This is a genomic window from Flammeovirga aprica JL-4 (assembly GCF_012844305.1).
Classification (GTDB): Bacteria; Bacteroidota; Bacteroidia; order Cytophagales; family Flammeovirgaceae; genus Flammeovirga; species Flammeovirga aprica.
Genome location: NZ_JABANE010000066.1, coordinates 18,380 through 31,521, shown reverse-complemented (window position 1 = coordinate 31,521; position 13,142 = coordinate 18,380). Strand labels below are relative to the sequence as shown.

9 protein-coding genes are annotated in these 13,142 nt (G+C 35.0%); 4 read left to right on the top strand and 5 right to left on the bottom strand.

The window, feature by feature from the left end; all coding sequences use genetic code 11:
• Nucleotides 1-72 precede the first annotated feature (72 nt).
• The 4 genes from HHU12_RS21260 to lpxB all read left to right on the top strand — a co-directional run bounded on the left by HHU12_RS21260 (nt 73) and on the right by lpxB (nt 4,549).
• Nucleotides 73-1,125 carry a tetratricopeptide repeat protein gene (locus HHU12_RS21260; protein ID WP_169658753.1) on the top strand — a complete coding sequence of 351 codons (1,053 nt, stop codon included), beginning with the start codon at nt 73-75 and terminating at the stop codon, nt 1,123-1,125.
• 11 nt (nt 1,126-1,136) lie between these two features.
• Nucleotides 1,137-2,651, top strand: coding sequence for a PD40 domain-containing protein (locus HHU12_RS21255; protein ID WP_169658752.1), 1,515 nt, complete (start codon nt 1,137-1,139; stop codon nt 2,649-2,651).
• An 87-nt stretch (nt 2,652-2,738) separates the two neighbouring features.
• Nucleotides 2,739-3,158 (top strand): 6-pyruvoyl trahydropterin synthase family protein, encoded by a 420-nt coding sequence (locus HHU12_RS21250; RefSeq protein WP_044201704.1) that lies wholly within the window; start codon nt 2,739-2,741, stop codon nt 3,156-3,158.
• 260 nt (nt 3,159-3,418) lie between these two features.
• Nucleotides 3,419-4,549 (top strand): lipid-A-disaccharide synthase, encoded by a 1,131-nt coding sequence (lpxB, locus tag HHU12_RS21245; protein ID WP_169658751.1) that lies wholly within the window; start codon nt 3,419-3,421, stop codon nt 4,547-4,549.
• 79 nt (nt 4,550-4,628) lie between these two features.
• Here lpxB and HHU12_RS21240 read toward each other — a convergent pair whose 3' ends face one another.
• From HHU12_RS21240 to HHU12_RS21220, 5 genes are all read right to left on the bottom strand, one after another.
• Nucleotides 4,629-5,408, bottom strand: coding sequence for a DUF4292 domain-containing protein (locus HHU12_RS21240; RefSeq protein ID WP_169658750.1), 780 nt, complete (start codon nt 5,406-5,408; stop codon nt 4,629-4,631).
• A gap of 198 nt (nt 5,409-5,606) precedes the next feature.
• Nucleotides 5,607-8,234: a valine--tRNA ligase gene (locus HHU12_RS21235; RefSeq protein ID WP_169658749.1), complete on the bottom strand. Its 2,628-nt coding sequence runs from the start codon at nt 8,232-8,234 to the stop codon at nt 5,607-5,609.
• A gap of 284 nt (nt 8,235-8,518) precedes the next feature.
• Nucleotides 8,519-9,265, bottom strand: coding sequence for a TPM domain-containing protein (locus HHU12_RS21230; RefSeq protein ID WP_169658748.1), 747 nt, complete (start codon nt 9,263-9,265; stop codon nt 8,519-8,521).
• Nucleotides 9,266-9,317: 52 nt separating this feature from the next.
• Entirely contained in the window at nt 9,318-10,700 is a 1,383-nt protein-coding gene (locus HHU12_RS21225) for a tetratricopeptide repeat protein (RefSeq protein WP_169658747.1), read from the bottom strand.
• Entirely contained in the window at nt 10,693-13,092 is a 2,400-nt protein-coding gene (locus HHU12_RS21220) for a caspase family protein (RefSeq protein WP_169658746.1), read from the bottom strand. The genes HHU12_RS21225 and HHU12_RS21220 overlap by 8 nt, the downstream gene beginning before the upstream one ends.
• Between the last annotated feature and the right edge of the window lie 50 nt (nt 13,093-13,142).

Here is a 13,142-nt window from a genome sequence, read left to right as displayed (position 1 = left end):
AATTGGTAAATATTACGTTTATTTAGTAAAATAGCGGTACTAATGTTATTACTGCATTTTTTTTAATCACTGATGAAACCTGCTTACTTACTTATTCTATTTACTATCAAATTTACTGTATTATCTATTGGACTGAGTATAACAAACTGCACCGCTCAAATTATTGAAGCAACTAGAATTGAAATCTCTCAGGATAATAACTCAAACAGTAATAAGTGTAAATCTCTTTTTGAGGTCAATAACACCTTGAAAAAAGATCCATTGAATTCTAATGCCCTGTTTTTAAGAGGTAAGATTAAAATTGAAATGGGTGCTTTTAAAGGTGCTCAAACCGACTTGACCCTTGCTTTAAAAGATGATAAAACAAAACATCGATTGGAGATATTTTATTTAAGAGGCCTTTCTTATTATTTGGAAAATGACTTTTTGAATGCTATTTCTGATTTTGACAGTGTGATCGACTTGGATCCCCAACATCTGGAGGCTTTATGGAAAAAAGCCCAATCCTTTTATTTTTTAGGAGCTTATGACGAAACAATCATCATTTTAGATGACATTACAAGAATCAACCCTGACAACCCGATTACATGGCATGACCTAGGAGCACTATATTATAAAACAGAAATGCTTGACAAAGCAAAAGATTGTTTTACAAAATCACTGATTCTTAATCCACAGCTTTCCATATCTTATAATCACAGGGGGATTATTTATGAAAATCAGAAACAATATTCCATGGCTTTTGATGATTTCACCAGAGCCATCCAATACGACAGTTCTTATGTGGACGCTTATAATAACAGAGGCTTGATTTATATGTTGTTTGAAGATTACAGTCAAGCTGAACAAGACTTTTCTGAAGCAATTCTTCACAGTAAAGACACCGCAAAAGAGGCTTTAAACAACAGAGCACTTGCAAGGTGTATTCTTGGCAACTACGAGGAAAGTCTAGATGATATTAATGATCTTATAGACAACTTCCCTTTTTATGCCAAAGCCTACATTACAAGAGGTGACATAAAAGAGTACATGCATGATGACAGTGGAGCTTGTTCAGACTGGCAAAAAGCCGCTGAACTTGGCAATTTGATTGGTATCCAATACACCCAGTCGGCATGTCATTAAAAACCTAAACTATGAAGCATTTTTTTTTAACCTTTTATTTTTTATTTCTGGTAAACTCCATATGGTCTCAAGAAACAGTAAAGGACAGTATTAATTATACTGACAATTTAGTGTCGCTTAGTGAAAACGACATGAGCTTTGTAAGAAGACTTATTCATTTAGGAGACAGTTTATTTTTTAAATTGAAACAACCTGACGAGGCCTTTAAGTATTATCTTGGAGGTTATGATTACATGGTCGATGATCCTGCACTTAACATGAAAATAGGGCAGTGTTTTTTAGCTTCAGTTACAGACGAGAAGTCTAATGCTATTCCTTACCTTGTAAAAGCAATCGAACTGAAACAAGACAAAAAAGATCCTGAGGTCTATTATAACTTAGGTCAAGCCTATCATTATGACGAACAATGGGACAGTGCTTTGATTTACTACAATAAAGCGAAGCTTACCATGAAAAAAAGTGAATCAAAAAAAATCAATAAGCGGATTGCAGAAGTGATTTACGGTAAAAAAGCTTATTCGAAGATTCAAAAAAATATCATCATAAGGAATTTAGGACCTCAAGTGAATTCAAAATATTCTGACTTTTGCCCTTTGGTAGATGCCGTAGAAAACGACCTCTTTTTTACTAGTAGAAGGCATGAATTCAGGTCTGATAACCCAGACATCAGAACACACCTTACTGAAAATATTTATTTCAGTCAGAGAAAAGATTTTAAAAACTGGACAACCCCCTACCCTTCAGAAGCACCTCTAAATAATGACGGTCACAGTGCTACTGTTTCTATTTCTATGGATGGCAGTGAAATGATTTTATTCCGTGAGGGGAATTTATGGATTTCATATAAAAAAGATTCCGCTTGGTCCAAACCTAAAAAACTCCCAAATACTATCAACAGTGTGTACGTTGAAACATCGGCCTGCTTAAATTACAGCATGGACACGCTCTACTATGTAAGTAGTAATGAAGATTTATCTATGGGGGGACTAGATATTTTTATGTCAGTGAAAGGAGAAGATGGCAGATGGAAAAAAGGAAAAACACTAGGACATGTAATCAACACTGAATACGACGAAGAAGGTGTAGCTTTATCAAGAGATGGAAATACATTGTACTTCAGTTCAAGAGGACACGATTCTATGGGTGGATATGATGTATTTAAATCGACCAAAGACTTTCAAGGTAATTGGAGTAAACCTGTCAATTTAGGAGCTCCTATCAACACTCCTCATGATGATGTTTACTTTATGATGCGTGCCAATGGCAGACACGCTTATTATTCTTCATCGAGAAAAGGCGGTTACGGCGAAAAAGATATCTATAGAATTACTATTATCGACCACAAAAAAGAGTTATCCGTCGCAAAGAAAGATATCGACTTCTTACTTCTGAATAAAGATTCTCTCAATACAACAGTTTCTCCAAGAGATATTGACCACTTAAAAAAAGTCAGAGAAACTGCTTTGAACGCCACTGTAGACTTATTGAAAACCATTTTTCAGGTTTCTAACGCACAAGTTGACTAAACTCATTTATGAATAAAGAATTATTTTGAAGTAAAAAGTGGTGCGTAAACATGAAGTTGTTATTTTTGCACTTCAAATTGAAAAATTATGATTTACATCAATAGAAGAGAGTTCTTTAATGCAGCTCACAAGCTGTACAACCCTAAGTGGACAAAAGAACAAAATGAGGCGTTTTTTGGACCTTGTGCGAATGAGAATTGGCATGGTCACAACTTCGAGATGCTTGTAACCGTAAAAGGTGAGCCTGATCCAGATACAGGATATGTAATGAATATGAAGGATTTAGGTAAAATCATGAAAGAAGAAATCATCGATAAAGTGGATCACAAAAACCTGAATATGGATGTAGACTTCTTGAAAGATAAAATGACAAGCTGCGAGACTTTGGCAATGGAATTCTGGAAAATTTTAGCTCCAAAGGTGAAAGATTTCGCTCCTAATGCTGAGCTTCATTGCATTGAATTGCATGAAACTAGAAAGAACTTTGTTCAGTATTATGGCGGATAATGCCAATTGCTACAATGATATTTATGAAAGGATGCTTTAAATAAGCATCCTTTTTTTATTTTTGTTTAAAATAAGTATTAGGACAAAAGTAATCGGATATTTTATCTTATCTTTTTTATCCTACTCTTCGTTAGATTTTTATCGCGTAGCTACGGCTATGCTCTGCAAATCTGCCTCGATTAGGATAAAAAGTAATTATCTAAAACTACCCGTTTACATCTTACCTAATACATAAACATTTTTCACCATACCATTTACAGATGAAATATTATTTGATAGCAGGAGAGAAATCAGGAGATTTACATGCTTCCAACTTAATGAAAGAGATACTTCAAAATGATCCGGAAGCTGAATTCCGTTTTTGGGGTGGTGAAGAGATGCAAAAAGTTGGAGGAGAATTAATTCATCATTATTCTGAAATCTCATTTATGGGGTTTTTAGAGGTTGCCAAAAACTTGATGACCATCAGAAGGTTTATGAATTACTGTAAGAAAGATATTTTATGTTGGAAACCTGATGTAGTTATTCTTGTTGACTTCTCTGGCTTTAATTTGAAAATCGCAAAATACGTTAAGCCTAGAGGTACTAAGGTATTCTATTATATCTCTCCAAAAGTTTGGGCTTGGAATCAAAGCAGAGCTAAAAGAATAAGAAATGTAGTCGATAGAATGTTTGTGATCATGCATTTTGAAAAGGCATTCTATAAAAAATATGACTACGATGTAGATTATGTTGGCAATCCTTTGTTTGATGCCATCAATCAATTTACACCTTCCCCTACTTTTTTAGAAGACAATAATCTTGATCCTAATAAAAAGGCCATTGCCATTCTTCCTGGAAGTAGATATCAAGAAGTCAGCTCTATCATGAACACCATGCTGACTATCATTCCTAAATATGACAGCAATGAATTCCAGTTTGTGGTAGCAGGTGTTGAGCACCTTCCTTCTGAGCTTTATGATGAAGCAAAAAAACTTGGGGTTAAAGTGATCTTCAATCAAACTTATGATTTGCTAACGAAGGCTACTTCTGCAGTAGTCACTTCAGGAACTGCAACACTTGAAACGGCTTTATTTGAAGTCCCTCAAGTGGTTTGTTACAGAACAAGTCCAGTTACTTACAGTATCATCAAAGCTTTAATCAAAGTTCGTTTTATTTCTTTGGTGAATTTAATTGCAGATAAAGAAGTGGTAAAAGAGCTTATTCAAGGTGAATTTACTACTGAAAAACTTGAGAAAGAATTGGGTTATACTTTGAATGAGAAAAGAGAAAAAATCATTCAAGATTACAAGGAGATGAAGGCTATGATCAAAACGGAAGGAACTTCTAAAAAGGCGGCTTCTCTCATGTATAAATACTTAACGGAAGGTATTCCTGAGCAGAAGTTTTAATCTCAACTCTGATTATATTGAAACAAAAAAACTCATTCCTAACTAAGATTAAGAATGAGTTTTTTATTTGAGAAGCTTTTTATTGTTTCACAACCAAATCTTCCCTGCCCTTCTTCTTGTATTTTGAAGGGATTTTAAAAGGCATTTTCTGAGCTTCTGGTTCTACTTCTATTTTTGAGAAATTCAACTCTACAGTTGTTTCCGCTTTCACTTTATCTTGATTCCCCACACCTACTTTCACCAACGAATGAAAAGGTGCTGATTGATCTGCAGTATTAACCACTGGCTTGAAAGTATCATAATCAATTGTTGCTACTTTCTTTTCCTTTTTCAAAAGCACTGCAATTTTCTCTAATTTTTGAGAAGTTCTATTCACAGAAGCAATTGACTCCAATCCTTTATCCTTTCTAGTTAAAAGAAAATCATCTTCACCCATCTTCACTCTTGAATCTTCAAAAGTAGAGGGTAAATCACCTGTAAAAATAGATTGCAACAAGTCATAATCAATACGAGTTCCTAACAACAATTCTACATCATCATAGCTTAGGGCATACGCTTCTTTTTCCATTTTCAATAAAGCAAATACACTATCTTTTGTTGCTAGAACTCTTAATCCTTCAATCTTTGCTACACGCATCGACATCCACATCTGTTTGTCTTTTTCAATACGAGTATCAACAGCGAGTTTGGTTTCCTTTCCTTTACTATTAAAGATTAATTTCCCTTTAGTAGAAAGGTAGGTATACTCTAAATTGCGTACATCTAGTTCAGAATTCTTATCACCTGAAGTGGTTGAGATATACTTAGGCTGACAACCAAACATTGCTACAATTAGCGATAAGAGTAAATATTTTTTCATGATAAATTAATTCGCTTTAAACTGAAACTTTCAATATCGCAAGTGTTAAACCGAAAGGCATCACTTGAAACATTGTAATTTACTTCACATCATAAGCCCACGACTTAAGTCGTGGGCTTATGATGTGATAAAATTTTCTTTATTCAAAAAAAGGCAACCGCACATGTACGATTGCCTTCTAATATAAGCATTATCTTCTTAGAGTTTTGCTAAAGCTTCTTCTAATGCTTTGATTTTACTCTCTGCATCTTCTTGCTTCTTCTTCTCTGTCGCAACAACTGCTTCAGGAGCGTTAGAAACAAAGCGTTCGTTCGATAATTTCTTTTGAACTGAAGCTAAGAATCCTTTAGTGTATTCTAACTCTTTCGTTAACTTTTCTTTTTCAGCTTCTACATCAATTTGATCCGCCACGTCAATGAAACATTTGTCTGACTTGTATACAAACTGAGTAGCACCTTCTACTTCTGCATCTACCATAGTCAGTGACTCAAGGTTCGCCAACTTCGTAATGATACCACCGAAACGGTCATACACTGTTGTATCTTTTGCCAATACTGACATAGGAAGTGCCACTTTAGGACCAATTTGCTTTTGGTTACGTACATTTCTCACTTGAGAAATTACTTCAAAAGCATCAGAAGCTTGTGCTAATAATTCCGTATCGAAAGATTGTACTGTTGGGTACTCTGCTACTACACAAGCCTCACCTTCTTGTCTATCCTTGATGGCATGCCAGATTTCTTCAGTTAAGAATGGCATAAATGGATGTAACAATCTTACGATTTTCTCAAAGAAGTTGATTGTTGCTTCTAAAGTAGTTTTGTCGATTGGAGAACCGTAAGCAGGCTTCACCATCTCTAAGTACCAAGAACAGAAATCATCCCATACCAATTTGTAAATTGACATCAATGAATCTGACAATCTATATTTCTCATAGTTTGCTTCTACGTCTTCCAATACTTGATTGAAACGAGACTCAAACCAATCGATAGCGATTTTATTCGCTTCAGGTTGTGCTTCTTCGCTTACCTCTAAACCTTTTACTAAACGTAAAGCGTTCCAGATTTTGTTGGCGAAGTTACGACCTTGCTCACATAATTTCTCATCAAACAATAAGTCGTTACCTGCTGCTGCTGATAATAATAAACCTACTCGTACACCATCTGCTCCGTACACTTTCATCAAGTCGATTGGATCTGGAGAGTTACCTAATGACTTCGACATTTTACGTCCTTGGTTATCACGAACAAGACCTGTTAAATAAACGTTCTTGAACGGTAATTCACCTTTCCACTCATAACCTGCAATGATCATACGTGCTACCCAGAAGAATAAGATATCTGGACCTGTTACTAAATCATCTGTTGGATAGTAGTAGTTGATTTCCTCATTTTCAGGTTGTGTAATACCATCAAATACTGAGATTGGCCATAACCAAGAAGAGAACCAAGTATCCAATACATCTTCATCTTGAGTCAATTGCTCTAAAGTGATTGAAGGATCTTTTTCTTGAGCTAAAGCTAAAGCTTCTTCAGTAGTTTCTGCTACTACATACTCACCATTTGGAAGGTAGAAAGCTGGAATTTGTTGTCCCCACCATAACTGACGAGAGATACACCAATCTTTCACATTTTCCATCCAGTGACGGTACGTGTTTTTGAACTTCGCAGGGTGTAACTGAATGTTGTCATTCATTACGTTTTCTAAAGCAGGCTTTGCAATTTCTTTCATAGAAACGAACCATTGCGTAGAAATACGAGGCTCGATTACAGCACCTGTTCTTTCAGAAGTACCTACTTTATTTTGAAGTTCTTCAACCTTCACTAAGTTACCTAGTTCTTCAAGGTCTTTTACAATCTCTTTACGAACTACGAAACGGTCTTTACCGTCATATTTAGCACCTGCTTTTGCATTTAAAGTACCATCCTCTTCGATAATGTCAATCACCTCTAAGTTATGCTTTAAGCCTAACTCGTAGTCATTGATATCGTGAGCAGGAGTTACTTTCAAACAACCTGTACCAAATTCAATATCTACATAGTCATCACCAAATACAGGAACTTCTCTCTCTGTAGTAGGAATGATTACTTTTTGACCAATTAAATGTTTGAAACGCTCATCGTTAGGGTTTACACAAACTCCAGCATCGGCAGGAATTGTTTCAGGACGAGTTGTAGCAATTGTTACAAACTCTCCTTCTTTACCAAGGATAGGATATTTCACATAATAAAGCTTCGAGTTTACCTCCTTGTGGATTACTTCCTCATCTGATAAAGCTGTTTTTCCTTGCGGATCCCAGTTTACCATACGAGCACCTCTGTATACCCAACCTTTTTTGTAAAGGTCTACGAAAACTTTGATTACGGCTTTAGAAAGCTCGTCTTCCATTGTGAAACGAGTACGGTCCCAGTCACATGAAGCACCTAACTTCTGTAATTGGTTTAAGATAATTCCACCGTATTTTTCTTTCCATTCGAAAGCATATTTCATGAACTCGTCACGAGAGATATCAGACTTGTTGATACCATGCTCTTCTTTCAACATCTTTACAACTTTAGCTTCTGTTGCAATAGATGCGTGGTCTGTACCAGGTACCCAACATGCTTCATAACCTCTCATACGAGCACGTCTAACTAATACATCTTGAATAGTATTATTCAACATGTGGCCCATATGCAACACACCAGTGACGTTCGGTGGTGGTATGACGACAGTAAACGGCTTCTTTTCAGGATTTGGCTCCGAATGGAAGTATTTATTATCTAACCAGAATTGGTACCACTTGTCCTCTATGTTTTGAGGATTGTACTTTGACGCTAGCTCCATAGCTATGATTTAATAATTACAAAAACTAAAATTATAAAGTAAATTCATGAAAACACCCATGAATTCAGATCTGCAAAGTTAAACAAAAAAGCAGATTGAAATTAAGAATTGGGTATTAATAATTTAGAAAATAACGAAGCTTATAAAGTAAGATTAATAAAGAGCTAGTTTTCAATATTTTACGAATATTAAATAAAAGTTTATTAGACTAAAAAACGAAGGTGAACACTAATTTATTCTTTATTTGATAAAGATTTATAACATATAAACTTCTTATTTTCACACTAGAAATCACCTCCGCCTCCGCCACCATCAAATCCTCCTCCGGAAGATCCGCTTCCTCCACTACTAGACCAACCTCCTCCAGAAGATCCACCAGAAGACCAGTAAGGATCTGATCCGTAAAGATCTACATGATTTTCATGAATGTATTTTAATAAAAACATCGCAGGCAACATCAATACAATCCCTGCCCAATATAAATAAAATGTATCCTTATGCTTTTCTTTTTGTCCCTCATAAGACAATCTTTCACATATCTCCAAAGACGACAATACTGCTTCCTTATAATTTGCATTTTTCAGTTTAGGGATTAAATGTTCATCAACTAATTCTTGTACTTGATCATCAGAAATTAATTCTTGAGCAGCATTAGTTGTAGCAACAAATACCGATTTGTCCTCTGTGGAAATAAGAATCAATAATCCTCTTCTTTCAAACCTATTCCCAATGCCCCAATAATTCCCAAGATTTATTGCCAAATCTTTTTTATCAAATCCACCCAAATTTTCTACAATACAAATCGCATATTCAATAGTAGACCTATTATTCACCTCTAACAGTTCATTGTTTAAGGCCACAGAATCACTATCAGATAAGACCTTTGCATAGTCATTTACTACCTTATTCCGTTTGAAGTTTTCATGTACATAATTCTTTATCTCTACATCATAACCTTTGGCATTTAATGCAATTAGAAATAAACTAAAGAATAATGTAGTTTTTAAGGAGTTGTTTGTAAGTTGAATCATTTTGCTTTAATAATTTGCTTTCAGATACTTGCAAATAAAACAAATGACTTCCTTAATCACAAGAAACACACCTCCCTGTCCCATCATAGAAATCAGCAGACCTATCGCTGTCATTTGCATTATATCTACAACAAGCGGTTGGACGTCCTGACCATCTCCCGTTTGTAATTTTATCATATTTCAATGGTACCACTATTTTTCCAGATTTAGGATCAATACATCCCATCTTACCATTTAACTGCACTTTCAACAAACCACATTCTAATCGTTCCATAAGATCATATTTCTGTCCTCCGATTAGCTCACCGCTTGGGGATGTAAATTGTTTTTTACCGTCTTTTGTTGTACTGATTGTAAATCCATCCTTTAATACTTCCACACTCACAAATTCCAACGGAATCACTGCACGCCCTGCATAATCAATCAAACCTTGTGCGCTTCTATTGGATACTAAATAAAATGCTCCTTTCTTTTTGACGGTATTGTAATCATACAACTTTTTTATCCCTACTGTAGGGTTTTTCATCACATAAGCAAAGTTGTAATTTGGAGCAATTTTTAGAGCTGTTTCGATATAAGATGCTGACTTTCTATAATCTTTTCGACCTGCATAATAGAGTCCGTACTTATAATCAAACCATGGTGAAGACGGTAACAGATCTTTTCCCATTAAGTAAAGCTTTTGAAGTTCCTTTTCCTTATTCAATTCAACATAGGTATTCCACAGAAGTTTGTAGTTTTCTAATTTATAAGGGTTCTTCAACAAAGCTCCTTTAGAACAAGTTTCAAGTGTTTTTAAATCTCTTTGTGCATAAGCTACATACCCTAGAAAAATATCTAAATCGGAGAACTTCCCTCTTTTCTGGGTGTATTTCACTGTATAATTTTTCGCTACTGAAACATTTCCTTCTATTTGAATTGCATATTGAGCTTTATATCTTAATGCAGTGGCATTGAATGGATCCAAGATCAAAGCTTTATCCAGTAAGGCATTCACTTCTTTGCTAGGCTTCTTGAAAACAAAATCATAGTCAGTATATAGTTTACCTAATTGTGCTTTTAATTCTGGTGAAGTGGGGTAAACCTCCAAACCTTTCAAAAGTGACTTTTCAGCTAAGAATAACTTATCTGCTGTTTGTGTCTGCCTATCGTAAATTTTCGTCCAAAACTTAGATTGTACCGCATATCCCTTCTCTGATATTTTCTCTAATTTATCACTATCATTCACCAATACGAGAGCTTCTTTTAATTGCCCTAAAGCTAAAAGCACCTGCAGTTTTGTTTCCCAAACACTAGGATCATCCACTTTAATACCTTCCATTTTTTGTACTAATTCCCAAGCCTTTTGGTAATAACCCATTTTTAAATAAATATTCGCTTTTCCTAAATACCCCTTTAAACCATTAGGTATGATCTTAATGATCTCCTCATTCATTTAATGCTTCCTTATAATTCTCTTCTTTGAGGTAAGTATTTACCATTGTGTTTTTAGGCTCTGTCCAAGTCGGTTTAATTTGCTCTGCTTTGGCTACTGTCTCTTTGGTTTTATCCAATTTCATTAATTTTTGGTTGATCAAAGCAATGCCATTATAGGGATAAGCTACATCAGGAGTTACCGTAAGTATTTTCTCCAAATAGGAAATCGCTAAAGGGAAGTCTTTTACATTATTTTCAACAATAATCAGGTAAGCCTGCAGAAACCATCTTCTGACATTAATCATCTCAATCAACTCTGTTTCCCCCCTGTAAAGCTTAGTAGCATAATTCAATTCATAAATTGCTTCTTTTATTTCAATGGCAGACGGAGTGATTGTTTTCCCTAAAACAAACGGCGTAATTATTTTCTGTGCTTTGTATTGTAATGCCACAGCCAATGTATTTTTAGCATCACTTCGTTCTCTTTCACTCAACGAATTATCTTTCTGAATTTTATCATACCATTCACTTGCAAAAGGAATAGGAACATCGATCTGAGCATTTACAATAGAAGAAGTACTAATTGAAGATATCACCCCTTGACTTCCACTCCATTTAAAATTCTTTCCTAGAGGATGTCGACCTGCAGGTGTAATACTTCCCTCTACCACATTGATAAAAAAGAGATTGGCATTTTCACTCAAAGCCAAAAGGTAATTATCATTTAGCTTTATGATTTTGTTTGGCTTTTCATTATTTGGCAAACGAAATTCTTTAATGGTTTTTCCATTTGAAGTGTGAATAGACCTGACTGTTGCATAATTAATTCCTAAAAGCAAATTGCCATTATTCATAAAGAACATGCTCTGTGTTTTGGATGCAGATAATTTTGAAGACGAAATAAGATTGTAATTCACATCTAGAATAGACACCTCTCCTTTTTCATTTTTTACAGCAATTCTGTCTTCTATATCATTTAATGCAATAGCTGTCACCTCACCTTTAATTCTATGTTCTTTTGCCGGTTTCTGGGTAGATGAAAAAGTATAAATATTACCCTTTGTATCTCCTGTATATACTTTCTGACGAGAGGTCATTTTGATCGCTGTAATTGATGTTTTATGGTAATTCTCTGATACTAACTCCTTTTTTCCTTCATAAATTCGAACGGTATTGCTTTTATCTGAATAAGCAAAATGATTTGAAGAGTAACCTATCAACTGAGGAAATGAAGGAAGTGTAAAAACCAATTTATCCTTTTTCTTATGATCAAAAACCTCTACTGTTCTACCATTCTTTACAACTAAGATTTTATCATCATCCACTGACACTTGTGAGACTTTACCTAACGGAACACCATCAAAAAAATTAATATTGACGTTTTCTGTGTAGGGTAAATATTTAGGGTGAAGAATCCTATTAGAATCAATTGCTTCATAAAAAGACTTCAATATAGGGGATGATATATTACTTATCTCTCCTGTCCCTCTTGAAGCTACAGTTCCTGATAATAAGTTATAGTTATCTTGTTTAACAAGGTCTAATAATTTATCATCTACGTTCATTAAGACATCACTGGCGTTACCTTTATATTGTGGCATCTGCTTAAAATCAGTATCCATACTCACTTTACCGCTTAAGTAAACTCCCAACTCTCCATGGAGAATTTTCTTATCACCACTCTGATCAGCCTCACCCATCAAACCTCTTAAAAAATAATAAGTGAAAGCACCATGACCACCACCCCACTGTGATCCCTCTTGTGACAGCTGATTAGGACCACAAGAGACATATTTATAAGTATTATTCCAGTCCTGCATCAAAGCACTTATCGTTGCATTACTATTATCCATTTTTGTAATATGTCCTGATCTACAAGCATCTGTGATCAACAGGACTTGAAACCCTTTTTTTGTGGTACTGGAGAGGATTTTTCTTTGAAGCCTAAAAATTTCAATAGCCCCTTCAATCCCCCAATCATGACCTCCTTCTTCAGGTGCAACCGCATCATTGGTGATCAAATAGGCCTCCCCATCATTATCAACATCACCATGTCCTGCAAAATAAATGATAACTAAATCGTCTTTTTCAGCACTATCAAACACCTGTTTCAACTTAGTTTTGACATTAATTGAAAAAGCCTTTTCATTTGTCAAAAGGTGAATATTTTCATTATCGATGGAAGTATGCTGTCTGAGGAATTCTGCAAAAGCTTCAGCATCATTATCGGCATATCTTAGTTGAGATTGTTCAGGATAATTGGCATACCTTGAAACTCCAATAATTAATGCTTTTATGGTGTTTTGATTATTTTTTCCATCCTGAAGCACAAGGCCTCTGGTATTTGTTTCCTGACAAAAAGAAGTGATAGAAAAAAACAGTAAGAGTAAGTTTAAGAAAAATGATTTCACTATTCGGTAGTTTGTAATGATGTAAATGTGCCTTTTGCTAATATGTGAAA